This window comes from Pseudoduganella sp. S-14, from assembly GCF_049913285.1.
GTDB lineage: Bacteria > Pseudomonadota > Gammaproteobacteria > Burkholderiales > Burkholderiaceae_D > Rugamonas.
Window position 1 is genome coordinate 3,522,825 of sequence record NZ_CP183991.1, and the last position, 26,532, is coordinate 3,549,356.

Consider the following 26,532-nt stretch of genomic DNA (forward strand, 5'->3'; position numbering starts at 1 on the left):
GTCAGCAGCGCCGCTCCCGGCGGCGCACGCACGCCAAGCCGAACAGGCCAAGCGCAAACACCGCCATGCTGGCCGGCTCCGGAACCACCTGTATCGCGCCGCCAGTCGCTGCCACCAAGTAGTCCAGGTAGCTGTGCAGGACGATACCGCCGAAGTAGGAGCCGAACGCGCCGGCGACAATTCCGTCCGGCGTGCCGCCGAAAGTGTTGGTGGCAATCAGCATCAGTTCGCCATATTGCTCGATGAAAGACGGTCCGCCGGAATCGCCGCCGCCAATGCCCGATTCACGGTTGTTGGGCAGTTGAGTCGAGCAGGCGAGACCCCATTCGCAAAACGAATCGTGGCCGTTGCCGTCGAAGTCCGCATACCAGACTTCGTTCGGACCGTTGAAGCCCTGTTCGTCGTCGGCATCGAACAGGTCGACGACGTTCTGGCCGGTACGTTTGATGCGGAAATCGGGACTGATGGTGTAGCCATTGATGCCATCGCCCGAGGTGCCATAGCCAGCCATGATGATGCGGGTATTGGCCTGCAGCTGCTGGCCCGCCAGCTTGTAGATCTTGGCGGAGGCCGGGGCGTCCTGGCCCAGCGTGATCACGGCCAGGTCATCGTTTACGCAAAAGCCCGGCACGCCGGCAGGGCAATTGCCGAAACCTCCGTAATTCGGGTTCATCTGGACCTTGCTGGCGGTGACGACGGCGCGGCCAGGATCGCCCGGCGTGGAGGAAGCGTTAAAGACAACGCGTACATCATTGCCGGGTTTGTTGAGGTCGATCAGGCTGCCTTTGCCGTTGGTATCCACGCAGTGACCGGCCGATACTACCTGGCGTTTGCCGACCAGGGCACCAGAGCAGATATAGCTCAAGCCGTCATAGCGGATATTGATGCTGACGACGCCCGAAAAGGGCGATGCGGCGTTGTTCGGGTCCACGTGGGCTGCCGGCGTATCGGGCAGGGCGCCCGAGGTAATCAAGGGTGTAATGGAGCCGTTCGGAACCGCTTCGGCCGTGCCGCTGATGGCCGCCATCGCTACCGCCATGCCGAGCAGCCTGCTTGCAATGAGTTGTCGCACGTCATTTCCTCCCGAGAATATTGCTCAGTGAATCAACACGTCGGGAAAACGTTTAGCAATTTTCGCGCCCGGAAGGGAAGCTTCTTTACTTTCAGTCACTTGCCGCGAAGCCATGACAGCGTGCTTGAAAAAGCGTAAAGCTTTCCGACATTGCATTGCAAATTGATACAGATTGGCGGGGGAGTTTACTGCCGGGTCGCCAGCCGCCGCCGGGCAGCGACGAGGGTGTCTGTGATGGAGCCGATGCTGAAGGGTTTGACGATGAAGCCCAGTGCCCCGCGAGAGACTGCTGCCCGCACGACTTCCTGGTCGTTATGCCCGGATACGACAATGACGAAGACGTCCGGCGAGCGTGCCTTGAGTTCGGTAAGCAGTTCGAGACCGTCGCCATCTGGCAGCCCGAGGTCCAGCAGGACGATGTCCGGCATCAGTTGCAAGCAGCGTGCAAGGCCAGCCTGGGCAGTACCCGCTTCGCCGAGGACCGCCAGTTCGGCTTCGTTTGCCCCCAGGCGCATCATCGACCGCATCATTGCGTTATCGTCAATGATGAAGACGGTCTTGGGTTGCTGCTTATGAAACGGAGCGATAGTATCAGAATGCATGGCGCAACCTGTATGCTAGCTGTCAGCAGCGGCAGGTTAACACCATGCTGCGCCGGGCGGCGCGCGTATCGGACGCTCAGAAGCGGTAGCCCACATTCAGCCACGCCATGGGCTGGCTATGGTGTGGCTCGGATCGCGGCTCACCGCCGCGCGTGCGCCACGCCGCGATCAGCGAAGCATTGAAGGCACGGTTGTCATAACGCAGGCCGACACCTGCACCAGCCAGTGTGCGGTGATTGCTGTCGCTGGTCCAGGGTTCCCGGTTGGAGGTGATGCGGCCAGCATCGTAAAACAGGTAAGGCATGAATGCTCCGGCGGCATAGCGCACTTCGAGTTGAAGCAGGGCGCCTGCATCGCCGTAGCCTTCGCCCCCGGGATAGGCGCGCACGCCATTGCGGCCACCGAGGCCGAATTTCTGCGACGAATCCAGGTTCTTGCTGGCCCATTGCGCTGACAAGCGCCCATAGACGTCCACGTGCTCGGCGACCGATTGGATGCGAGCGAGGTCGAGGTTCAGTTTCGAGAAGCGGCCAGCGCTGCGGGCGGTGGCTGCGTCGGTCTCGAGCAAGGCGCCATCGAGACTGAGGCGGCCCGGCGTCCAGGAAACGGCACCGTAGGTCACTCCGCCCCGCAACAGGTTGTCGCGCACGTCGAAATTGACGGCGATCGGCACGCTGTTGCTGCTCTTGTCGCTGTTGCTGTCCGTGGCGCCTTGCTGGTCGCGCAGGCGCTTGTGTTCTAGCGTTGCCGACAAGGTGATGTTGCGGCGCTGCGAGCGCACTAATGGATAACTAAGGCCCGCGCTGCTGACGTTGGCCGTACCGGTCGCATTCAGGGCGGCGAAGCTGTCGGCCAGTGCATAGTAGGAACGGCTGTAGCCGATACGGCCACGCAGGCCCGTTGCGCCAAGAGGCAGGGCATATGCGGCGGAGCCGAACCACATTTGCTCATTGGTGTACATGCCCTGCAGCGAAATCTGGTCACCTAGCGTGAATGGGCTATCGATGTCCAGGCTGGCGTGGGCGCGCGTGCGACCGGTGTAGCGGGTGCCGTTGTTGTCGAGACCGATCTCGCCCGCATAGCGATGATCGCGCTGCACTTCGATAGCGAGGTCGCCGGTGCCGACCTCCTTGCCCGGACGGACTACAGGCACGCTGTGCACGCCCGGCTGGTCGTCGAGGATCAGGGTGACGCGTTCGAGCTCGTGGCTTTCAATGACGCTGCCCGGCTTCAGCGGCGACAGGAAGTGCTGGGCCGCGGGGCTGAGGGACTTGTCGCCATTTGCGGTGATAGAACCGTAGCGGCCTTCCAGCACCTCGATGCGCAGGACGCCCTGCTGCAGGTCCTGTTGTGGCAGGTAGGCCCGTGCAAAAGGATAGCCTGCAGCACGGTAGTACGCGGATAACTTGTCGGCCAAAGCGCTGAGGCCGGCGAAATCGAAAGTCTTGCCAACCACCGGGCCTAGTTCGCGCAACAGTTCGTCTTGCGCGATCAGGGTGTTGCCGGTGACCGTCACCTGTTTCAGCGTAACTGTCACTCCGCCAGGTGGAACCGTAGCGGGGGGAGGCGGGGGAGGTAGCGGGAGGGGCGGTGCGGGAGGGGGTTCCCGCAGCGCCCGCTGCCCGTTTTCCTGCAAGGATTGCGCACCTTGCTGTGCAAGGGCTGCCTCGGTAAAGGCGTAAAAGATGGCGACGGTCAGAATGGTGCTAGCTGGTCTCATGTCGGCTTTCAACGCTGTCTGATTGGCAACACCATTCTATCGTTACTTTTGGTCGTTTGTCGCGGTTCCTTGGTTGCTTGTGTCGGCCGATGGCATCTGGATGCCTCCGGAGACCACAAACACGCTCAGGAATTTGACGTCGCGGCCTGCAGTGAGGCTCTGCGTTGCTGGCATGTTGTCACGGTTGCTCGATCCCGATTGCACGTTACTCGAGTCACTTACATCGGTGTAGTTCAATCCGCCCACGCTCAGCGAAGGCAAGGTCGGGGTCGCGCCGCCGATGGTTACTGGGCTCGCGGCCTGGGCTGCAATGGCGGTCCTTGCGTCAGGGGTGGCCGCTGGCGTGGCGGCTGGTGCTGGAGTTGCGATTGGGGTCGGCGCTGGCGTGGCGACAGGCGCCGGATCAGGCGCAGCGACGGGAGCGGGTACCGGAGCCGGTGCGACTTCCGGAACTGGGGCCGCTGCCGGAATCGAAACAGGCGCAGGTTCAGGCAGCGCGACTGGCGCAGGGGCTACCGGTACGACTGGTGCCGGCGTTGGAATGGCCACTGGCGCCGGCGCGGGCGTCACGACTGGCGTCGGCGCTGTGACCGGCGTCAGTATTGGAGCTGGAGTTGGAGCTGCTACAGGAACCGGAACTGGCGTCGGCGCGGGCGCGGGAACCGGCGCTGAGACAGGCACGCTCACCGGCTCAGGAACCGGCTCCTGTGCAGGTACCGAAACAGGCTCAGGTTCAGGCGCCGGCATAGGAGTCGCCTCCGGAACAGGAACGGGAACAGGAGTCGGCGCCGGCGTTGGCGCTGGAGCCGCCGTGATGCTGGCCGTGCTTACTCCGCTACCGGAGAAGCTGTAGTTGCCGGCATCGCTTCCCGCGAGCGCAAGTCCAGCCACGCTGACGCTCAGCCCGGTACCTGGAGTAGCCTGCGCAAACTGCGCGCTCGCCGCGCTGCTGTCGATGCCCACATCATCGCCGCCGATTACGCCGGACAGGGCACCGCTGGAGGTGAGCGCCGCTACGGTATTGCCGTCCTCCACTTTGTCTGCGGTGGCCAGGTCGCCCACGCTCAACGCTTTCGGGAAGATGGAGGCCGTCATCCCGGCGGGCATCGTCAGCTGATAGTTCGACGCCAGGCCGGTACCGTCAGCGAGCACAATGCCGCTCACGGAAACCGCCTTGTTATTGCCTGCATTGCGATCTGCAAACGCCCCGGTCTGGCCGGAGAAGCTCAGAGTTTCCGCACCAACCAAGCCACTCAAGGAACCGCCAACCAGGCTGGCGCCCGTGGTCCCGTCATAAGTCTTGTCGGCCGCCGACATGCCGACGATTGTCAGGGCTTTGCGCGCGATGGATGCACTGGTGTCGGACTGGCCCGTGACGATGTAGTTGCCGACGTAATCGCCGCCGTAGTTGCTGGTGATGTTGACCACCTTGGCAGCGCCGGCATTCTTGTCTGCGAACGCGCCGGTTGCCGAAAGGTTGATCGACTCGCCGGAGACGAGGTTCGAGAAGACGGCATTGCTGGTGTCAAGCTGTGCCGCAGTGGTGCCATCATAGGTCTTACCAGCTGCAGTAATGCCGGAGACAGTCGTCGCGCGCGGAGTGATCGACGCAGTAACGCCGGTTGGCATCGTCAGCTCGTAGTTCGATGCGAAGCCGGTGCCGTCATCGAGCACGATCCCACTGACGGAAACAGATTTGTTGACGCCTGCATTGCGATTGGCAAATGCACCGGTCTGCCCGGAGAAACTCAAGGTTTCAGAAGCTACCAGGCCGCTCAACGCACCGCCGGCGAGGGTGGCGTCAGTCGTTCCGTCATAAGTCTTGTCGGCAGCCGACATGCCGACAACGGTGAGGGCTTTGCGAGCAATAGTCGCGGTGGTGCTGGCTTGATTGGTGATGGTGTAGTTGCTGCCGCCGCTATAGTTGCTGTTAATGGTCACGAACTTGTCGCTCCCCGCATTCGCATCGGAGAACGCGCCGGTCGCCGACAGGCTGATGGCCTCGCCGGCAACCAGGTTGGAGAATACTGCGTTGCCGGTATCGATCTGCGCCGCCGTGCTGCCGTCGTAAGTCTTACCGGACGCGGTAATGCCCGACACCGTGGTAGCGCGCGGCGTGATCGTGCCAGCCACCCCGGAAGGAGTGCTGATGGTGTAGTTCGAAGCAAGGCCGGTTCCGTCCGACAGCTGCAGGCCGGTCACCGTCACTGCCTTGGCCGTGCCGACATTCTTGTCTGCGAAGGCGCCGGTCAAGCCCGAGAAGTTCAAGGTCTCAGCGCCAACCAGGCCGTTCAAGCTTCCACCGTTCAGCGTTGCCGAGGTATTGCCGTCGTAGACCTTGTCGGCCGCCACAAGCCCGGTCAGGGTCAGGGCCTTGGCCGCGACGGATGCGGAATTCGCCGCGCCGGCTGAGCCCAGGCCGGGCAGCGTGTAGTTGGACGCCAGGCCATTGCTGCCGTCGGCCAGCGTAATCGCTTTCAGATAGCTTGCGCCGTTCACATTGGCGCTGTTTGCAATGGCGCCAGTGTAATTCAGGCTCTCGCCGGAGACCAGGTTGCCCAGCGTGACGTAGCCGCTCATGTCGGTGCTGCCGTCATAAGTCTTCGCTGCCGTCAGCGTGACGGGACGAGCAGTGATGCTGGCGGACGCGCTGGCCGAGGTGTTGGCCAGCGTGTAGTTGCCGGCGTCGGCGCCACTGAGGGTGATGTTGCTGATGTCGACAGTGTAATTGCCAACGTTCTTGCTGCCAAAGGCGCCGCTGCCACTCAGGCTGACCGCATCACCGGCCACGATGCCGGTTGCGGAAACGACTGCTGCGGTCGTCCCGTCATACACCTTGCTGGAAGCAGTCGGGGTCAGGTTCTTCGGCGTGATGGTATAGCTGCCGGTGTTGAAATAGCCCACGGCATAGGTTGTCGCGCCGCTGGTGAAGCTGGTTGGATTGGCGGCGTCTGCGTTCAGGCTGGCATAGGAACCTGCATTCTTGCTGCTGGTCGTGTATGACACCGCTGGCGTCAGCGCCGAAACGGAGAAGTCGTTCGGGCCGCCCATCGTCGTGAATGAGAGGCCGGTGGCGGTATTGTTACCGTCGTAGGTCTTGGTGCCGGCAGCATTCTGGATCACGTAAATCGGCTGCGTCGACATGCTCACGGCCTGGTAGGTCGCGTACAGATAGCTGTTGTTCGAGCCCGGGATGACCAGCGTGCCGCAGTTCGGGTAAGGCGAAGCGCAGCTCGACAACTGCGGCGACTGGGTGTAGGCCGACAGTTGCGGAACGCCGTTCACGAGCACCAGCCAGCTGGCAACCGAGTTGCCCTGGAATGCCACGCGTGCCCGATTGCCGTAGGAGACCAGGCCGATCGCGCCCTGGTCCAGCACCGCCTGGGTATTGCCCGCAGTAGTGTTGACGGCGTTCAGCAGCATGCCGCCGCCAGCCGAGTTGCCGACCGTGGTGAGGGTGTTCGAATTGCCCTCGAAGGCGACGCCAAAGGTCTTGTTGCCGGCGGTGCTGACGCCGGTGATGAACAGGTTACCGGTGCCGGAGTTGATGTTCGCATTCGACATGATGAACACGCCGCCGGTGACGCCCGAATAGCTGCCGTTGTTGGAGCCAACCAGGGACTTGCCGTTGATGACGATGTTGCCGCCGCCGGACAGGATATTCATGCCGCGCTCCACGACCACGGCAGCGGTGCCGGAGCTGGAATTGAGCGCATAGCCAAAGCCGTTCACCTGGGTGCCGGCGTTGCTGCCGACCATGATGTTGCCGCCATTGCTCTTGATATTGGCATTGATGTCGACACCACCCAGGGTGGCGTTCAAGCTGTTGGCGGCGCTCAAGGTTACGCCAAGTTTGCCGGCAGTGGAGGTGATGTCGCTATTGACGGCGATATTGCGGTCGGCGCGCAATGTCAGCGTAGCGTCCCCGCCGCCGGTCTTGGTGATCGCGCTGGCGACGGTGATATCGCCGCTGCCACTGCCGGTGCTGCCATAATTCGCGAGGCTGGACTGAGTGGTGATGGTCACGCTGGTGCCCACGTTCAGGGCGTTGACGATATTGCTCGCGGCGCTGGCGTCAATCGTATAGTTGTACGGATCGATCAACCAATGGCCACCCTGGCCCTGTGCGGAGCTGGCATCGATTTGCACGGCGCGCGCGGTGGCCACATGTGAAGCCGAAGTCTCGATGAAGCCGCCGTTGCCGCCTTCCGGCGCACTGGCATCGAGCTTGCCGGCAATGTCAATGCGGCCGTTCTGCATATCGCCCAGCAGCAGGATCTCGCCTTGCTCGCCGGTCGCCAACGTGCGGGCCTGCACCAGCCCTTCGTTATTGATCACGGTGCTGACCAGGTCGCCCGCTGCGCGGGCCGTCATCAGCACGTTGCCGCCATCTGCGCGGATCGCACCGCCGTTTTCGATCAACGCATCGAGAGCGCCTTTGCGAATTTGCAGCTTGATCGGGCCGCCCAGGTCCAGCAATACTTCGCTGCCCGCGCCAAGCAGGACACTTCCTCGTTCAGCGGAAATCTCGCCGACATTGCTGACACGTGCCGCCACCAGCGCCACCGTGCCACCATTGAAGGCCTTGATGTTGCCCTGGTTGATCACCGCATTCGCGCTGGCGCCTTCCAGCTTGTAGCTGCCGGACATGAAGTCCTGGTTGCTCATATTCAGGGTCGATGCCAGCAGACCGCCCACATTCACCTGCGCCGTTGGCGAGAACAGTACGCCGTTCGGGTTCAGCAGGAATACTTGGCCATTTGCCTTCAGTGCGCCCTGGATTTGCGATACGTCGCTGCCGGTGACGCGGTTCAGAGCGACGGCGGAAGAGGAGGGCTGTACGAAATTGACAGTATTCCCTTTGGCGATCGAGAACGAGTTCCAGTCGATCGCCATCTTGGCGCCGGCCTGCTTGATCGTCATCGAGCTTCCTTGCTGGCTGATCTGGCCCTGGCCTGCGACGACCACGCCGCCGCTAGGGAGGTCGGCAGCCAATGCCGCTCCACCCAGCAGGGACAGGCTGGCTGCCGCCATCGCGCGGCGGGTGGCGCGTGCGCTACGCGCCTTGCCGTGGGCGCCACCCAGTTCGGAGCGCACTTGCCACATACCCATGCTGGCATTCCACACAACTCGGAAAATCCTGTTCATAACGCTACCTCGGACGTTGAAATGGGACGGATCAGGCAAACGCGTTTGGATAAACGGAGCCAGACTCGGAACAGCAGGATTCAGGGCTGTGGGAATTCGGTCGCCTTGGACGGCGGTGCGGTGCGCGGAGGTAGGGCGTCACCAGAAGGATGCAATTTCTGTACGGCAATGACGATATTACACAGGTTTACTAGTTTTCACACGGCAACTTCGAAAAATAGTTGCCAGCGTTGGTGTTCCGCATCACCTTCCGGATCGGTAGCCACCTCAGGGCAGCCAGTTGATGCGTCCACACGCGGCCAGCCGCTTGCTGTCGAGTCGCCGGCGAAACGTTGCCGCATAGGAGAAAAGCCAATACGAGAGTGCTGCGTGTCAGTTCAGGCCTGGACATGGGCTTTGCAGGGGAAGTGTAGGCGCGGGCCGTCGTAGCACGGTAGCCGGCTGCCTTGAAAAATAGGGGGCAAGCGGACTCAAAACTAGGTGCCAGCACCAATTCGCGCATCGCTCCGGCTCCCTAAAGTGCTGGACATGCAGCCGCGCCACATCGCGTAGCCAGCATGTTTGCAGCACTTTCACAGACCCGATGTCCAAACAAGGAGTTATGCAATGGATGCCCAAAACAATGCTTCCGCCATGCAATCGAACCAGATGTTTCCCCCGATGCCCGACGCACTCGATATGCCGTCGCCACACTCCGCTGCCGACATTCGCCCAAGCCTCACTGGCCCTGGCGAACTGGTGAACCCGGAACTCCTGCGTATCAAGAGCGTGCGGCCCGGTTGCTATTTGCTGAACTACACGCCCAGCGGGATCCACCTGGCGACCTACGACGGCACCATGCGCGTGGAAAAGCATGCCGACGGACGCACTGCCAGCGGCGACCTGTATCAGCGCCCGGTACTTTTCCTGCCCCTGAAGAGTGCCCTGCCAGCTGACCTTGCCCGGCCACTGCTCCTGGCAGGGCCGAACCCGGCCAACGGCATCCCGATCCTGTCGCGCAGCCGTTATCGCTACTACCTGCGGGTTACCAAGATCCTGGAGAACTTCACCTTCGGTAACAGTTTTACCCTCGGCTTCGAAATGTGGCGCTTCACCAAGAATCCCGGCGCATGGAATACCGGCGGCACCTGGAGCAAGGAAGAGATGACGGCGCAGATGAGCTGGCAGCCTGCCCCCGCGGGGTTCCCGGCGCCCAACCATTACCTGGCCGGCGACGTGAAGAACGCCGCCAATGTCATTGTCGGCCGCCTGACGATGGGCTGGGTCTCCGATTTCCTGCGCAAGGCAACCGTCGAAGTGGACCGCGTCAGCCAGTCCGAAGCCGTGATCAACAATGGCGCCGGCGTGGACTGGGCTGCCGTCGGCAAGAGCGTCGACTGGGACATCACCGCGATCCAGAGCAACAACAATGTTGCCGAACCAAGCGGTATTTCGTGGTCCAACGGCGAAGCCCATGCCGCCATGCTGGCGAAACGCGACGCTTCCAACCTGGACGTCGAATGGCGCTACCACGTACTGGCCATGCGCAGGCTCGACGAGACCGAGCGCGGCATCATGTACGACAACGGCGGCACAGATTCCAACAACGTGCCGCGCGAAGGCTGCGCGATTTCCTCGCACTGGACCATCCCGAACACGGCGGAGTGGGGCACGGTAGCCGGCCAACGCTTCGGCACCGCGGCTGCGCCATATTTCCGCACCGCGGTGCACGAAATTGGCCATGCGATGGGCCTGTACCACAATACCGCCGACAATGGCTACCTGTGCACCACCGACGTGATTGCCTCGCGCTCGCTCAATCCGGGCAGCCTGCAATTCCCCGCCAACATCCAGTGGTCCTACAACCCGGACGACGCGAAGCGACTGCGCCATATGCCGGATATCTACGTGCGTCCGGGCGGCCTGCCATTCGGCACCAGTTACGGGTCCACTCCAATCAGCCCGACCGACATGGAACTGGAGATCGACGGCCTGAGCATGTTCGTCACGCCGGTTGCCAGCGCGGTTCCCATCGGTGCACCGGTGCGCGTGAACATCACGATGCAGAACCAGTCCAGCACCCCGATCGCCGCCCCCAACACACTGAGCATGAAGAGCGGCATTGTGCGAGGCAAAGTCATCGACCCTTGCGGCACGATCCGCAGCTTCGCGCCCATCGTCATCTGCGTGGAAGACGATCAGGTTGAACCGCTGGACGCACAGGAAACCGTGGAGCACTCGCTAACCCTGCTGCGCGGCGGCCAGGGAGCACTGTTCCCGATGCCAGGCGCTTACCGGATCATCGTCGAGGCGCGCTGGGACAATGGCGGCCTGGAATGCACCTGCACCGGCGAGAACACCGTGATGGTGACGTCCGCAGTCGACCAGGCGCACGCGGAAGCAGCCCTGAAGGTGCTGTCAACGCCGGATACGCTGTTGTCGCTGGCCATCGGCGGCGACCACCTGTACGAAGGCATGGCCGCCATTGACGCTGCAATCGCCAATCCGGTACTGCGCCCGCACTTCGCCTATATCGAAGCCAAGCGCATGGCAACGCGCTTCCGCGATCGCAAGGCCGACTTCGGGGCAGCAGCCAAACTGATCGACAGCAGCACGGTCATGAGCCCGGCCGAATTGAAGCGCGCTGCGGCCTGGGTCAAGGATGCAGGCCCCAGCACGGCGCCGGGCAAGCAGCTAGCCAAGGAGCTGACCAACAAAGCCAAGGGAATGAAGATCAAGGATGGATTGAAAGATCTTGCTGAACAGGCTTGATGAAGGGAAGGGGAGTTCACTCCCCTTGAAAGTCCCCGGAGGGATCAAGCACCCATCAACCCTTGGCCGCACACCCGGATCGTCTGCCCGCTGATCCCGCAGGCGCCGGGTGTGCACAGGAAGGTCACCAGCTCGGCGACATCACGCGGTTTGCCGCCTTGCGCCAGCGAATTGAGGCGCCGTCCAATTTCACGTGTCATGAAAGGCACTTTCTGGGTCATTGGCGTTTCAATGAAGCCCGGCGCAACGGCATTGAAAGTGATGCCTCGCGAAGCTTGCAAGCGCGCCTGTGCTGCAACGTAGCCTATCAGGGCCGCTTTCGAAGTGGCGTAGTTCGTCTGGCCAAAATTGCCGGCGATGCCGCTGATCGAAGACATGCAGACAACGCGCCCACTTTCGCGCATCAATCCTTCGTCCTGCATTCGTTTGTCAATTGCCGCGATGGCCGAAAGATTGATGTCAAGCACCTGCTCCCATTGGCGCGCTTCCATTTTGGCCAGCGTCCGGTCACGTGTCACGCCGGCGTTATGCACCACAATGTCAACGCCGCCGAAGTTCTCCTTCAGGAATCGTGCAAGCTGGGCCGGGGTATCAGGCGCGGCGATATCGAGCGCCAATGGCGAGCCGCCGATTCGCTTGGCGACGGCAGTCAACTCATCGGTGGAAGCCGGGATATCGAGCGCGACCACTTTGGCCCCTTCCTGCGCCAGCCGTTCGGCCGTTGCGAGGCCAATGCCACGCGCAGCACCCGTGACCAGCGCGACTTTGCCTGCCAGGGTGGCAGTCAAAGGCAGGGCGGCCGGAGCATTGGCTTCGGCCGAAACATGCACAGCCTGGCCGGAGACGTAGGCACATTGCGGCCCGCAGAAGAAGCGCACCACGCCGTCAAGCCGATCCAACGACTGCGGCTGCACGCTGGCCAGGTTCGCAGTGACGCCGCGCCGGCCGAGTTCTTTCGCCAGCGAACGGACAAAGCCCTCCAACCCGCGCGCCACGGCCGCTGCCACCGGATCCAGCGTGGAATCCACCGGCGGAGCAATCAGAAGCACACGCCCATTGCGAGCGATGCGCCTGATCTCCTCATGGAAGACCGAATACACGGCACGCAGGTCGGCGACGGTTCGGCAGCCTGTAGCATCCATCACGAAGATATCGACGGACTCCGTGGCTTCCCTGCCGCCTGCGCGCTGGAGTACATCCGCAAGTCTGGAAGAAGCATAGGCCCCCTCGGTCCTCGCTAGCAGGAACGACTTTGACAGGAAGGGCTGCGCAACATACGGATCGGCAGAACGATGCAACTCGGTCGGGTTAGGCAGGCCGATGGCGCGCACGACGGGACCGATGACGGGCCAGCGGTTAATTTTGATCAGGGTATCGGACATGTACAGTTCAGGGCAAGTTGGCAATCCGGGACGAGACTATACTACCGAACCCCGGCAAGGCTAATAGAGCAATCCCACGAATCCTCAGGCAACTTTCGGATGACTCGCCGGTGCTGGCTTGCCCGCCACGTCAATCTGGACACGTTCGATGTCCGGAATTGTCTTGTACCTCAAAACTCGATATCCAGCTCCCCGTAATAGGGCGTCCCGTTTGGCATCGTGAGACTCACGGCCACGATGGCTTGCGTCGTCGAGTTCAATGACAACTGCAACCTCGAACGCTTTTGTGCAGATCACAAAGTCCGCAACCTTTCTGTTGAAGTGATTCCGGGTCGCCCGGTCCTTGGAGGTTATGAGTGCGGAGAATGCGACTTGTGAGAGCACTACAGCATTGGGGAACGCCTTGACCAGGCGGAAGTACATGGCTTGCTCGCTTTCGGACACGGGTTTGCGAGCGGTTATCGCCCCAATTTTCTTGCGGTTGCCTTTCTTCGCGATGGTTGTGAGTGCGCTGAATATTAGGATCATGAACGCGATGAGCAGCAAATACGAGAACTTCAATTCCAGTCTCCAGATTCAATAAACGGAAAATTATAGCGATTCGTTTCCCATACCTCCTGAAGTCGACCGAGTAATGAGGGCCACTGGGTTTTCCGGTCAATGCACTCTGCGATAGCAGATTCATAACAAAAAGGGCCAATCAGACGCTGACTTTCCTACAACTAGGTAATAATGCCGCCTTAGTAAATTGTGCCGTATGGCAATAAATAGAGGCTAATGATGAAAATGACAGCAACATCCCCCACCGCGCGAGTCCTGGCGGTGACTTTGGCGGCGTTGATGGCGGGTTGCGGCGGAGGCGGTTCCGAGCCAGCCGGATCGTCTGGACAATCGCTTACTTCCCCGGGAACCACACCGACTACGCCAGCAACTCCCACGACGCCGACCACTCCTACGACGCCAACCACACCCACGACGCCGACCACTCCATCCGGCAGCGTGGCAGCGATCAACACCAGCAGCAGGGCGGAAGTGGCGGCCTTTTACAACACAACCATGCTGCCTGCCTTCTCGGTCCCGATGCAGTGGACCGGGTCGACCCAGGGCTGCGTCGCTGGTACCACCTCTGCTGAATACAAGGCTGCTGTCGTTAATACTGTGAACAGTTTCCGCGTATTGGCCGGTTTGCCAGGGAATGTGTCCCTGAATCTCACACATTCGGCAATGGCACAGCAAGCGGCCTTGATGATGGATGCGAACTCCCAGCTAAGCCACTCGCCGCCGACTTCGTGGAGTTGCTATACGGCTGATGGCGCGACGGCAGCGGGCAGGTCCAATCTCGCGCTGGGCAACGCAGGACCAAATGCGGTGCGGGCGTATATTGCCGATAGCGGCACTTCCAGCCTGGGGCACCGCCGCTGGGTGCTTTATTCGCGCCTCGGCGAGGTTGGGACTGGCGACACGACGCGAGCCAACTCGTTGTGGGTCTTTGACGGAACCGTCACCGCACCGGCGACCGTGGCGGAAACAGGCGTCGCCTGGCCGGCACGCGGCTATGTGCCTTGGACCACGAAAGTTGCCGACCCTAGCCACCCTTGGAGTTTTTCTTTGCCGGGTGCAGACTTCAGCGGCGCGAGCGTGACGATGAGTAATGACCAGGGCAAAGTGCTCTCCGTCAGCAATGTCGGTCAACTGCCAAGCGGATACGGCGACAACACCATGAGCTGGAAACTGGATGCCCCCGCAAGCGAATGGTCGCGCTCTCCGGCCGACACCAAGTTGAATGTCCAGATCAGCAATGTGAAGGTCGGCGAGCAAGCCAAGTCTTTCCAATACAGCGTTACCTTCTTCATTCCATAAGCTGAAGCCTCAGCCGGCACAGAAGAAGAGGGCACTTCACCAGCTACGTCCGCAAATTGATCGCCGATCACGGGACGTAGCGCCTACACCTGGCTAAACCCGCCATCGACGCCAGCTCCGATTCGTTGATAAAGCTGGCTGCATGCGAAGCAAGAAGCAGCATTACGTCGAAGCTTTAAGTCCTCCCAGATTTCCGGTCCGGTTCAATTGTCCCGCGCAATAAATTTGATATGGAGAGGGGGCGTCTCTCCGCCATCTGGGCTCACTGGAACTGGTTTGCACGCATTTCCGCGTTTAGCCCGGAGCTGAAACTCCATACGGCGGTCGCTGTGCCCGAAGCGGCTACCACTAGCGCTGGCGAATTCGCAAACAGGTAGGGACTAGCCACGTACTCGTGGATGGCCGCGGTGTTCCACTGCTTCGTCCTTGAAGAGAAATGGGCCGCAATCGGAAGATTGTCTTGTACTGCTGTGACGACCACATTGCCGGCTGCATCAGCACCGATTCTTGGTTCAGCCAGGATACCTGCTTGGGGAAGCACGGTTTGCGGCTCTGACCATTGAGATGAGGCGGCATCGAAGCGGGTCCCATTGATCGCATCGCCTTCGAGCCAAACTGCCGTGACATTGCCCATGCTGTCGATCGCGATCACTGGAGGATTCACCCCGACGAATGAGGCACTCTTGTCCAGGCGACGTATCGGACTCCAGGCAGCCTTTCGCACGTCATAAATCGCTGCGTGCGCGGTTGGACTTGCCATCATCCCATATTCGCGCTTCCAACTGAGTGCAACATTGCCGTTTGCCGATGCAGCGAGTCGCAGCCCATACACAGCAGATTTGTCGAGTTCAAGAGGGGCACTCCAAGAGCCATCGCTCTTGTTGTATCGCGAGACCTTCAATCCATTCTCGACCCATGCCGCGACAGCATTGCCGCTACCATCGACTGCCAAGGCATAACCGTAGAAGTAGTTGCTAGATGCGGTGTCCAGGCGCACTGGAGTGCTCCATGCGGATGTCTTCAGATCGTAGCTTGACGCAAACAAACCCGGCGCAGTGGCAAATCCGTAGGCCTGGCTGAAAAAATACAACTTTCCCGACGGATCTGCAGCCATAACTGCCCCGTCGAACTTCGCGGTGGCAGGAACCACGCTTACTTCGGTCGCCGCTTCCCACGTCGCGAGATCCGCACGATAGCGCTTCAGTAGAAAAGCGGAATTGCCATTCCGGTGTTCGCTCCAACCCAGGTAGACGTCCCCTGTTGGTGCGCTCACTATTTGCACGCCACCGATGGCATTGGACTCGGCAGCAACATACAGAGGCGCCGGGGCGCTCCAGCTGTTCTTTTGTGCATCGAGTAGGCTGAAATATATTGTGTTGGGGGTGGTCACTGCATACCAGACAGCGACGGTATTTCCCTTGCCATCATTAGCTATCACGGGCGCCGTCCCGGCTGTGAAATAGCTCAGGCCACTAACTTTGCTCGACGCAGCAGCCCAATGTTGTGCCGCTGTCGTAAAGCTAAGGCTCGTCCCCGCTCCGAGTGTTCGTCCATTAGTACTTGCGATGGTCGCGCCAAGGTCCAGTTGATATGTCGTGTTGCCTGGAAGAGGAAGTGTGGTCGGCAGTACCCGAAGTTCCTTGCCGGTCACCGAAACCGTGACAGGTACGACAATCCCATCCGGGCCAGAAAGCTTGATCGCGCTCGCGTTCGCTGTGCCTGCATCGACTGGCTCGCTGAAGGTCAACGTTAGCGCTGCTTCGCGCCCCACGTCGGTCGCCTTGTCACCTGGTTGGCTGCTTAGTAAGGTGAATGGCTGCGGCGTCGTGCTATTTTCGGTGCTGGGGGAAGAGCTGCTACCCCCGCCGCTCCCGCAGCCAGTTATGGTAGCGAATAACAGGGAGGCGACGACTTTGAGGAATAGGGCTTGAATTTTCATAGGGTGTCGATTTTGCCAGTAAGCACCCTGGTTATCCATATGGTAATAAGTGATTGCTTATTGTCATATTCCAGGCGCTGTTGTCAGATTGCCCCTGGAATCTCCGGACGCTGTGTATGCAATATCCTTACGACTAGGAATAGGCCTCGCAGGCTGCTGAAATTCGTGGCATGGTCAGGGACGAGGACAGGATTGCAGTTGCGCAATCTGGTTCGCGCAAAGGCTCTCAAGGCAATTGAAAAGGACAACTATGGAAAGGGGAAAATTACCTAATTGGCCGGATGAATTTGTTTGGCTTTTCGCGAGTACCTAATGATCGAGACGAATCGGGATTTCTGCGAATTATCAATTCGTCCTAATGAACAGGCAGCTGAACAGGCAGCTTCAGTCCAGAGAATTACGTTAGAGCGCCGTCATCAATTTTACGTTGGACTGCTGAGCGCTACGATTGCCCGGCGCAAGCGGCGATAACGGCCACATAGCATTTGACATAATATAGATTATGCGAAGTATCATAGCTATTCCCACAGCTCCTTCACTCCGACCACCAAGGCGTCAAAAACCGTCTTGCAGCGTGCACTGTGCCTTAGATCCGAATGCATGGTGACCCACGTCGTCATCGTCATGTGCATTTCCTGTTCCAGGATACGAACCAGGTTCTTATCTCGCTCCGCCAATCCAACCTGGTATGCACCAATGCCCGCGCCTGCACGGACCAAGGCCATTTGCGCCAGATTGCTGTCTGTTCGATATGCGAACCCTTCACGCTTCCATGCGCCCAGTTTTGCGCTGGCCGCCCGCAGGAATGGCGTCTCCATGTCGAATCCGATTAGACTGTGACCCGCGAGGTCCGCAACATTTTTCGGTTCGCCTCGCGTCGCCAAGTAATCCCTGTGTGCGTAGAAACCGACGGCGACCTCACCGACGCGCTGCGCCAATAAAAGATCCTGCTGCGGCTGCGTCATCCGCACGGCGATGTCGACCTCTCGGCCGAGCAGGTCCTGGACTGCGTCGCTCAGCACGAGTTCGATCGCCAGTTCAGGATGTTTGGCGCGAAGCGGCGCCAGGATCGATGGCAGGATTTCTATGCCTACGACTTCACTTGCCGAGACCCTTACGGCGCCGCGAACGGCATTGTGTCCGTGGGCGCTACGTTCTATCGACGCGGCGGCGTGCTGCATTTCTTCGAGTTGGGTCCGCAACTGCAGTGCGGCCTCCGTTGGCTGCAGCCCTGACTGGGAGCGCGTGAACAGGGCCAATCCCAGGCCAGACTCAAGTTCAGAAACGTGGCGCCCGACCGTTGGTTGCGTCAATCCCAGCGATCGCGCGGCGCCGGATAAGGACTGGGCGTTCAAAACGTGCAAAAAGGTCCTGTACAGGTCCCAGGAAATCGTCTCTATCATACAAATTTATATAGTCGCTGCAAGGATTTAGGGAATTTTCGTTGGGTCTGAGTTTGGCCATAATTTGCTTCATAGTCAACTTAAGGGAGCAAGTCATGGATGGAAAAACGGTATTGATCCTCGGCGCGAGCGGTGGAATCGGCGGCGAAATGCTCCGCCAGCTCGTGGCACGAGGCTGGACAGTTCGTGCTCTGAAACGTGGCCTGGGCGTAGCAAACCGCATGGCTGACGGCGTCGAATGGATTGAGGGCGACGCAATGAACGCGCTGGATGTCGGCAGGGCGTCTGAAGGGTGTTCTGTCATCGTCCACGCCGTCAATCCGCCAGGCTATCGTGGCTGGGGTCAACAGGTTTTGCCGATGATTGACAATACCATTGCCGCCGCGGCCTCGCAAGGCGCGACCATCGTTTTGCCGGGAACCGTCTATAACTTCGGCCCCGACGCCTCCCCGGTACTGCGTGAAGACTCGTTGCAGCGCCCTCTTACACGCAAAGGCAAAATTCGCGTCGAACTGGAGAAGCGGCTGCGGGAAGCCAGCGAGCGTGGAGACGTGCGAACAATCGTCGTCCGTGCGGGGGACTTCTTTGGACCCAATGCCCGGAATAACTGGCTTTCGCAAGGGATGATACGGCCCGGCGAGGTGCCGGTAGAAGTCAAATTGCCCGGCGCACCTGGCATTGGACATCAGTACGCATACTTGCCGGACGTTGCGGCCACCATGATTGCGTTACTCGATATGCGCGACAAGTTGCCGCGTTTCGCCAGCTATCACATGGCCGGCTATTGGGATCGCGACGGCACTGAATTCGCACGTGCAATCCAGCGGGTGGTCGAATCCCACGGCGCAAAACCTCCCAAACTGAAGGCCTTTCCCTGGTGGCTGATTCGCCTCGCGGCGCCGCTCAACGAAACGCTGCGCGAGATGATGGAAATGCGCTATTTATGGCAGCGCACGGTGCGGATGGAAAACCAGCGGCTACGTGATGTACTCGGCAGTGAACCGCATACACCGCTGGAAACCGCCCTCGCCTGCACGCTTGGCAGCCTTGGCTGCCTTCCTGCCAGGTCTTAACGGGCTTTGACAGGAGCCTTGGCGCGCGCCGCGTGCAGTTTCCTGTAGCTGTCGATCTTGCGCTGATGTCTGTCGAGGCCTTCCAGCTTCACGCTGGTCGGGGTCAGGCCATGGAAACGCACGCTGCCGTCGACCGAGCCGATGACCGCGTCCATCTTTTCGTCGCCAAACATGCGGCGGAAATTGACGACGTAATCGTCCAGCTCCAACTCTTCATCGAGCAGCACTTCCAGCACCGCGCTAAGGGCCTGGTAGAACAGTCCGCGATCCAGGGTGTTATCGTTGTACTGGAGGAAGGCGTCGACCAGTTCGCGCGCGGCTTCGTATTCGTTGAGCGCCAGGTTAATCAGCAACCTCAATTCGAGCACAGTGAGCTGGCCCCAGACCGTGTTCTCGTCGAATTCAATGCCGATGAGGGTCGCGATGTCGCCATATTCATCGAGTTCGCTGTTTTCCAGGCGTTCGAGCAGCGCTTCCAGGCTCTCGTCGTCCAGGCGGTGCAGGTTCAGGATATCGTTGCGGAACTGGAGCGCCTTGTTGGTGTTATCCCAGATCAGGTCTTCCACCGGATAGATTTCCGAATAGCCTGGTACCAGGATCCGGCAGGCAGTCGCGCCCAGCTCGTCGTACACGGCCATGTAGGACTCTTTGCCCAAGTCCTGGAGGATCCCGAACAAGGCCGCGGCTTCCTCGGCATTCGAGTTCTCGCCCTGGCCGGAGAAGTCCCATTCAACGAAGTCGAAGTCCGATCTGGCGCTGAAGAAGCGCCAGGACACGATACCGCTGGAATCGATGAAATGCTCGACGAAGTTGTTTGGTTCGGTCACGGCGTTGCTGACGAAAGTCGGACGCGGCAGGTCGTTCAGGCCTTCAAAGCTGCGCCCCTGGAGCAATTCGGTCAGGCTGCGTTCCAGCGCGACTTCAAAGCTCGGATGTGCGCCGAACGAGGCAAACACGCCGCCCGTGCGCGGATTCATCAACGTCACGCACATCACCGGATAGGTTCCGCCCAGCGATGCGTCTTTCACGAGTACCGGGAAGCCCTGTTCTTCCAGGCCTTTGATGCCGGCCAGGATGCCGGGATATTTCGCCAGGACTTCCTGCGGAACGTCCGGCAAGGCCAGTTCGCCTTCCAGGATTTCGCGTTTCACCGCCCTTTCGAAAATCTCTGACAGGCATTGCACCTGCGCTTCCGCCAGCGTATTGCCAGCACTCATGCCGTTGCTGACGAAGAGATTCTCGACCAGGTTGGTCGGGATGTACACCACCTCGCCGTCCGACTGCCTCACGAACGGCAAGGAGCAGATGCCGCGTTCGACGTTGCCGGAATTGGTGTCGTACAGATGGGAGCCACGCAGTTCGCCATCCGGGTCGTAAATTCCGCGGCTGTATTCGTCCAGGATCTCGGCCGGCAGCGCGTCTTTGCGGCCCGGCTTGAACCAGCGCTCATTCGGATAATGCACGAAGTCGGCGTTGCCAATATCTTCGCCCCAGAATTCGCCGGCGTAGAAATGGTTGCAGCTGATTCGCTCGATGTACTCGCCGAGTGCAGACGCCAGTGCACTCTCCTTGGTCGAGCCTTTGCCATTGGTGAAGCACATTGGCGAGTGCGCGTCGCGGATATGCAGCGACCAGACATTGGGAACGATATTGCGCCAGGATGCGATTTCAATCTTGATGCCGAGGTTAGCCAGCAGGCCCGACATATTGGCGATGGTCTGCTCCAGCGGCAGATCTTTGCCAGGAATGTAGGTGCTCGTGCCGGATGCCGCGTCGATGGTCAGCAAGGCCTGTGCATCGGCGTCGAGATTTTCCACTTCCTCAATAATGAATTCCGGGCCGGCCTGCACCACTTTTTTGACCGTGCAGCGGTCGATGGAGCGCAAGATGCCTTCGCGGTCCTTGGCCGAGATATCCGACGGCAGTTCCACCTGGATCTTGAAGATCTGCTGGTAGCGATTTTCAGGATCGACAATATTGTTCTGCGAGAGACGAATATTTTCGGTCGGGATATTGCGAGTTGAGCAATACAACTTCACAAAATACGCGGCGCATAAGGCCGACGAAGCCAGGAAATAGTCAAACGGCCCAGGCGCCGAGCCGTCTCCCTTGTAGCGGATTGGCTGGTCGGCGATGACCGTGAAATCGTCGAATTTGGCTTCCAGGCGAAGCTTATCGAGAAAGTTGACCTTAATTTCCATAGGAATGTTCCAAAATAGTGCTCAAAATAGCGTGGCCGCTATTATCGGCCCTTTTCAGGCGCACCGCAAAGGCTGTCAGCCGATCTTGCTCGGCGTGACGAACGCTAACGCCTCTTCGAACGATTGAAGCACCAGGTCGACGTGCGAGGCGATGGTTGCGTGCTCGGTGCCCACGTCGTCGCGCGGGCGGATCGTTACCAGTTGCACGTCGGGCAAGGCGGCGCGCAACTCGGTCACGGCCGAAATCCACGCTGCCGGCGCACTCTCGATCGGGTAGGCAATGAAGACAGTGGAGACCAGGTTGTCGGCCCCCGGGTCGTTTTCGGGGCCTGCAGGATCAAGGACAAAGCTGCGCGCGTCCAGCTTCGCATCGCGGAACACCAGGACCAGCAACTCGCTCAGGAACTCTTCGCGCACGCCTGGCATGGAAGTGCAGACAATGACCGAACGCGCAGGCACGTCCAGCGAACCTTGCCAACGCCCCAACCTCTCCTCGCGCTGGTGGCGCAAATGGGCGCCAACGTTCTCGTCGAGCATGGAGATATTGCGGCGGCGGCCGCGGCTCGGCGCGTGGCTGGCGTCCAGTGTATCGGCCACCATTGCAACTGTCGCGCGCAGGCGGCTTTCCTGGCCGCTTTGCAACCCTACCCCTGCCATGGCGAGGCCGGGCAGCAGCACCCTGTCGCAATAACGAGCCAGTGTCGACTTGCGCAGGAAGGCGCGCGCTTCTTCGATAATCGCGTTGGCATCGCCGCTTAGCACCCGATGGTAGAAGCGTTGCGCTTCATTGGTGTTGGGCGATTCCGCGAACATGATGCTGATCGGCTCCAGGCTCTTGACATAGCGGCCGCCGACCACGATGCACAGCGTGAGCGGCGTGGAGAGCAGCAATCCCAACGGACCCCAGATAGCCCCCCAGAACAGCGCCGACACAATCACCGCTAGCGGCGACATGCCAACGCTATGGCCATACACGCGAGGCTCGATCACGTTGGCGACGAATACCTCGAGCACGATGAACAGCACGATGGCGTAAACGGCGAGCGTCCAGCCAGGCTCGACGGCGGCGGCAAACAGGGCGATTGCGGCGCCTGCGATCAGTGCGCCAATATAGGGCACGAAACGAAGTGCTGCACAAAGTGCACCCCACAGTGCGGCGTGCGGAATGTTGATCAGCCAGAGCGCGATCGAGATCACCACGCCAAATGTCAGGTTAAGGAGCAACTGGGTGAAGAAGAAGCGCGATACACCCTCCGCCGCGTCTTCCAGGCCTTTGATGGTGCGACTGACTTCGCGCTGGCCGACCAGCCGCAGGACGCGATCCCGCAGGTTTTCCCGGTCCAGCAAGATGAAAATCATCAGCACCAGCACGAGGAATGCCTCGCCCAAGGGACCCGAGACCACGCCGATGGCCTTCGCGATGGAATCGCTGGTGCTGGCGTGTTCACGAATCTCCACCGGCACCGGCCGCGGCCCCGTTTCAAGTGCGCTTGCCGATGGCTGTTCTTCAAGCAGTTGCGGCGCCAGGCGTGCCAAGGGATGCTGGGCCAGTTCTTCCAGCGACTTTGACTTGGAACGGATTTCGGCAGTGTATTGGGGCAGGTCCGCGGTCAGTGCCATGACGTTCGCGCCGAGGATCGCAAAGGCGCCGGCAAACAGCAAGATCACGAGCGCCAGGGCGCCGAAAGTCGCGTTGACGCGGGAAAGTCCCAGGCTGCCCATGGTGCGGATCAAGGGAGCCAGCGCGAGGCTCAGCACCATCGCTGTGACGACAGGCTGCAGCACCTCCCTGCCAAAATAGAGAAGGCCAAGCACGCACGCAGCCGTGACGGCAAAATTCACTTTCATTCGGTTCCACCCATGCCAATGCCAGCCGCGATCATACTTGATCTTCATCCGCCTGATGGCAATGAGCCCAGGCTTCATTACTAGCAAGTGCAACGCACGCTTGACTTTCGTGTCCAGATGGACAATATTGCCTACCAGCAATTGGAAAGGATTCCATTTACGGAGGCGTCATGTTCATCAAACACAGGATCACCCGCTGCTTGCCCCTTGCCCTCGCCACCCTGCTGGCAGCTTGCGGCGGCGGGAATGGAAGCGACAGCACGGCGCCGGGAACGGTGCTCAAGGCCGAGAGCGCGGTTCAGACAATGGAAATTGCCTTGACGCCGGCAGGCGCCACCGCTTCTGCGGTTGAACGCGGCGACCTGCCTGCCGCAGCGGCCATCGACCATAACGACGGCACGCGCTGGAGCAGCGGCTTTACCGACGATCAGCATCTGACGCTGGATTTCGGCAAACCGGTCGCCATCAACCGCGTCAGGATCGCCTGGGAAAATGCCCACGCAAGCGAATATCAGCTTCAGGTATCGGACGACAACGCTACCTGGACCACGATCAAGTCCGTGCAAAACAGCCAGGGCGGTACCGAGGACTGGTCCGGTCTCGCTGGCCAGGGCCGGTATTTGCGCGTGAAAGGCATCAAGCGCTCCTCCCAATACGGCTATTCGATCTTCGAGATCCAGGCGTTCTCCGGCACGCCGGCCTCCCCCACCCCGACGCCGCAACCGGAACCGCTGCCAAGTGATCCCGCTGCGCCTGGCGTTGCGGTGAAGCCGCTCGCGGCATCGTCGTCAGCTGTGGAAAACGCAGGTATGTCGGCCTCCGCCGCGATCGATGGGCTGGCCAGCACGCGCTGGGCCAGCGCCAGGGAGGATGGCGCCTGGATCCAGTTCGATTTCGGCGCCCGGACTGCTATCGGCTATATGAAGCTGTCCTGGGAAAATGCCTATGCGAATCAATATTCCCTGCTCGTCTCAGACGATGGCAGCAACTGGTCGCAACTGCGCCTGGTCAGCAACGGCCGGGGCGGCACGGAAGAATTCTTCAACCTGGGCATCAATGCCCGCTATGTCCGCATGCAGGGCATTGCCCGCGCAACGCAGTACGGCTATTCGCTGTTCGAGGTGGAGTTCAAGTCGCCTGGCAGCGACAACACCCTGCAGCCCGGCCCGACGTCGGCGTTGCGCTTCCCGGCCAGCGGCCAGGATATCGTGCCGTTGCCAGCAGCGCCATCTCCACTGGAGACGCTGCAATTCACCCTGGCGGACGGCACCCTCGTCACCCGCTTCGGCGCACGCGGCTTCGCACGCCACGGCCGCGAGCGCGGCGAGGAGTGGAATGAAATCGGCTACGGCCCGAACGAGACCGTCGATCCGGCAACCGGACAGGCTGTCGATAAAGGCCCCGGCAACTACCTCACGTTCGTGTCGCAATACTTCAAGAACCGCACCTGGGGCGTGGAAATCGTTGACAACAGCCGCGTTCCCGGCGTCACCAAGCCTACGCTGGTCGTCAACCAGTACACGACGGTCGATTTCCTGTCTGGCGGGATTGCCTTCTTCCGCGCCATCGACCGCCCGGGCGTCACCGGTTATGGCTGGATGGCGCCGGGGGAGCTGGTCGATAACAACGTCAAGGTCTGCAAACCGACGCCCTACCCTGCGGCCGGCCAGCTCACGGCGCCGGGAGGCATCAATGGCGCTTGTACGCTGCTGGTCAAGCAGTATCCCGGCATGAACGGGCTCGATGCAAACGGCTTCCCGAATGGCAGCAACATTCCGGCGCGGCCGCTGGTGCTGGGCGATGCGATCGAAGTTTCTCCCTCCATGTTTTCCACTACCGAGTCCATGCTCGGCAAGGGCGATAGCGGCGGCATCCGCTACTATTCTGCCGAATGGATTTATGTGGTCGGCAGCGGCCTGCGCCCATGGTATGGCGTGCAGCCGCGCCTCAATTCGGTGCCGCTGCCGGCGGAGACCCTGTCCGGCGGCCTTGGTTCGGTGTCCTACAACTATTCGGACAACGGCCTGTTCATGTTCCAGCAGCCGCAGAACAACGTGGGCATGCAGAACATGCAGCGCTTTGTCGAAGGCCGTCGCCTGATCCACACCAGTTTCACCACCGGCGACCATAACGAAGCCGGCAACGACCGCTACACACCTGCTGTGGGCCTGCAGGGCCCGCGCTTCAACCAATCGGCCTGCATCGGCTGCCACGTAAACAATGGCCGCAGCCCGGCGCCATTTGCCGTCAACCAGAAGCTGGACGCCATGTCGGTTCGGGTCGCCGTGACGGGAGCGGACGGCCAGCAGTTGCCGCACCCTCTGTATGGCACCGCGGTACAGATGAACGCCTTCTCCAGCACCGGCGCTCCACAGAACTGGGGCACCGGCGTGCGAGTTGCCGGCTTCGAGACAGGCTCGGTAACGCTGGCCGACGGCACGGCTGTGGAATTGCGCAAGCCGCTGCTCGCCTACGAAGGACCGGCGCCGGAGATTGCTTCACTGCGCGCCGCGCAGCCGATGATCGGCACCGGTTTGCTGGAAGCGGTTCCCGAAGCCGATATCCTGGCCCGCGTCCGCAGCGCCCCGGATGCGGATGGTATCAAAGGCATCGCCAACTTCGTCTACGATCCCGAAACCGGTGCGGTGCGCCTGGGCCGTTTCGGCTGGAAAGCCGCCAAGGCAACGCTGCGCCATCAGGCCGCAGCGGCACTGCTGCAGGACATGGCAGTGACATCGCCGGTCTATCCGAACCGTAGTTGCGGCAGCGACCCTGCCGGTTGTAAAACCGCTACCGCACAGCGCGGCGTGAGCGAGGCCGAACTTCAACTGATCTCGCAGTACCTGGCCCTGGTCGCCGTTCCAGCCCAGCGCAGCCTGCCTAGCGGTTTCCCGAAAGGCGTCGCGCCGCTTGAAGAATTGCGCGTCGACGCGCAGCAAGTAGGCGCCGGATCGCGCCTGTTCCAGGCCATGCGTTGTTCGGCATGCCATACGGTGGAAATGCGCACCGGCCCAGGACATCTGCTGGCGGAGCTGCGCAACCAGGTGATCCGCCCCTATACGGATTTGCTGCTGCACGACATGGGCGCAGGACTGGCCGACAATTTTGTCGAGGGTCAGGCCAGGGGCGGCATGTGGCGTACCGCGCCGCTGTGGGGTATCGGCTATACCGACAAGGTGATGGGCAATGGCGGCAAGGCCGGCTACCTGCACGATGGCCGTGCGCGCAACCTGACCGAGGCAATCATGTGGCACGGTGGCGAGGGCGAGGCCTCACGCCAACGCTTCGCCGCCTTGTCCGCGGCGGACCGTGAAGCCTTGCTGGCCTTCCTGAAATCGCTGTAAGCACGACAGCCGGGCCGGCCCGGGGCATCAGTCCCAGGCCGGCGCCAGGCCTTCCGGGCTGACCATGCGGCCGTTGCGTTCCAGCGCTGCGATTTCAGCCACGTCCTGTGCGGTCAATTGCCGGGTCGCCAATAACATTGCCATCGGGAAACCGCATATACGAAGTGACGTGGATGCCCTGCTCTTGCG

At 60.8% G+C, this 26,532-nt stretch carries 14 protein-coding genes and 1 pseudogene; 4 read left to right on the forward strand and 11 right to left on the reverse strand.

What is annotated here, in order from left to right:
* Position 1: 1 nt before the first annotated feature.
* The 4 genes from ACN9MZ_RS16095 to ACN9MZ_RS16110 form a co-directional block, all read right to left on the reverse strand.
* Positions 2-1,072, reverse strand: coding sequence for a trypsin-like serine protease (locus ACN9MZ_RS16095; protein WP_426337990.1), 1,071 nt, complete (start codon positions 1,070-1,072; stop codon positions 2-4).
* A gap of 185 nt (positions 1,073-1,257) precedes the next feature.
* Positions 1,258-1,674, reverse strand: coding sequence for a response regulator (locus tag ACN9MZ_RS16100; RefSeq protein ID WP_426337991.1), 417 nt, complete (start codon positions 1,672-1,674; stop codon positions 1,258-1,260).
* Between the two features lie 76 nt (positions 1,675-1,750).
* Complete coding sequence (locus ACN9MZ_RS16105) at positions 1,751-3,211, reverse strand: ShlB/FhaC/HecB family hemolysin secretion/activation protein (RefSeq protein WP_426337992.1); 1,461 nt, start codon at positions 3,209-3,211, stop codon at positions 1,751-1,753.
* Between the two features lie 225 nt (positions 3,212-3,436).
* A complete protein-coding gene (locus ACN9MZ_RS16110) occupies positions 3,437-8,542 on the reverse strand; it encodes a YDG domain-containing protein (protein ID WP_426337993.1) in 5,106 nt (1,701 codons plus the stop codon).
* A 606-nt stretch (positions 8,543-9,148) separates the two neighbouring features.
* Here ACN9MZ_RS16110 and ACN9MZ_RS16115 point away from each other — a divergent pair.
* Complete coding sequence (locus ACN9MZ_RS16115; protein WP_426337994.1) at positions 9,149-11,293, forward strand: hypothetical protein; 2,145 nt, start codon at positions 9,149-9,151, stop codon at positions 11,291-11,293.
* A 44-nt stretch (positions 11,294-11,337) separates the two neighbouring features.
* Here ACN9MZ_RS16115 and ACN9MZ_RS16120 read toward each other — a convergent pair whose 3' ends face one another.
* Both ACN9MZ_RS16120 and ACN9MZ_RS16125 read right to left on the reverse strand, forming a co-directional pair.
* Complete coding sequence (locus tag ACN9MZ_RS16120; RefSeq protein WP_426337995.1) at positions 11,338-12,675, reverse strand: 3-oxoacyl-ACP reductase; 1,338 nt, start codon at positions 12,673-12,675, stop codon at positions 11,338-11,340.
* Between the two features lie 84 nt (positions 12,676-12,759).
* A complete protein-coding gene (locus tag ACN9MZ_RS16125; protein WP_426337996.1) occupies positions 12,760-13,236 on the reverse strand; it encodes a DUF2726 domain-containing protein in 477 nt (158 codons plus the stop codon).
* A 438-nt stretch (positions 13,237-13,674) separates the two neighbouring features.
* Between ACN9MZ_RS16125 and ACN9MZ_RS16130 the strand changes: the two genes are divergently transcribed.
* Positions 13,675-14,535 carry a CAP domain-containing protein gene (locus ACN9MZ_RS16130; RefSeq protein ID WP_426337997.1) on the forward strand — a complete coding sequence of 287 codons (861 nt, stop codon included), beginning with the start codon at positions 13,675-13,677 and terminating at the stop codon, positions 14,533-14,535.
* 262 nt (positions 14,536-14,797) lie between these two features.
* On the opposite strand, the gene ACN9MZ_RS16135 is transcribed toward ACN9MZ_RS16130, so the two are convergent.
* Both ACN9MZ_RS16135 and ACN9MZ_RS16140 read right to left on the reverse strand, forming a co-directional pair.
* Complete coding sequence (locus ACN9MZ_RS16135; protein ID WP_426337998.1) at positions 14,798-16,474, reverse strand: Ig-like domain-containing protein; 1,677 nt, start codon at positions 16,472-16,474, stop codon at positions 14,798-14,800.
* A 518-nt stretch (positions 16,475-16,992) separates the two neighbouring features.
* Entirely contained in the window at positions 16,993-17,877 is an 885-nt protein-coding gene (locus ACN9MZ_RS16140; protein WP_426337999.1) for a LysR family transcriptional regulator, read from the reverse strand.
* A 95-nt stretch (positions 17,878-17,972) separates the two neighbouring features.
* Here ACN9MZ_RS16140 and ACN9MZ_RS16145 point away from each other — a divergent pair, with 95 nt between their 5' ends.
* Complete coding sequence (locus ACN9MZ_RS16145; RefSeq protein ID WP_426338000.1) at positions 17,973-18,950, forward strand: NAD-dependent epimerase/dehydratase family protein; 978 nt, start codon at positions 17,973-17,975, stop codon at positions 18,948-18,950.
* On the opposite strand, the gene ACN9MZ_RS16150 is transcribed toward ACN9MZ_RS16145, so the two are convergent.
* The gene (locus tag ACN9MZ_RS16150) at positions 18,947-21,151 is read right to left on the reverse strand and encodes an OsmC domain/YcaO domain-containing protein (protein WP_426338001.1); all 2,205 of its coding nucleotides are present in this window, start codon (positions 21,149-21,151) and stop codon (positions 18,947-18,949) included. The genes ACN9MZ_RS16145 and ACN9MZ_RS16150 overlap by 4 nt on opposite strands.
* Positions 21,152-21,226: 75 nt before the next feature.
* Positions 21,227-22,999, reverse strand: a complete 1,773-nt coding sequence (locus ACN9MZ_RS16155; protein ID WP_426338002.1) for an AI-2E family transporter — start codon at positions 22,997-22,999, stop codon at positions 21,227-21,229.
* Between the two features lie 170 nt (positions 23,000-23,169).
* On the opposite strand from ACN9MZ_RS16155, the gene ACN9MZ_RS16160 reads away from it, so the two are divergent.
* Positions 23,170-26,343, forward strand: coding sequence for a di-heme oxidoredictase family protein (locus ACN9MZ_RS16160; protein ID WP_426338003.1), 3,174 nt, complete (start codon positions 23,170-23,172; stop codon positions 26,341-26,343).
* A 27-nt stretch (positions 26,344-26,370) separates the two neighbouring features.
* On the opposite strand, the pseudogene dkgB reads toward ACN9MZ_RS16160, so the two are convergent.
* A pseudogene (dkgB, locus tag ACN9MZ_RS16165) lies at positions 26,371-26,469 on the reverse strand (2,5-didehydrogluconate reductase DkgB); the annotation flags it as partial.
* Positions 26,470-26,532 lie beyond the last annotated feature (63 nt).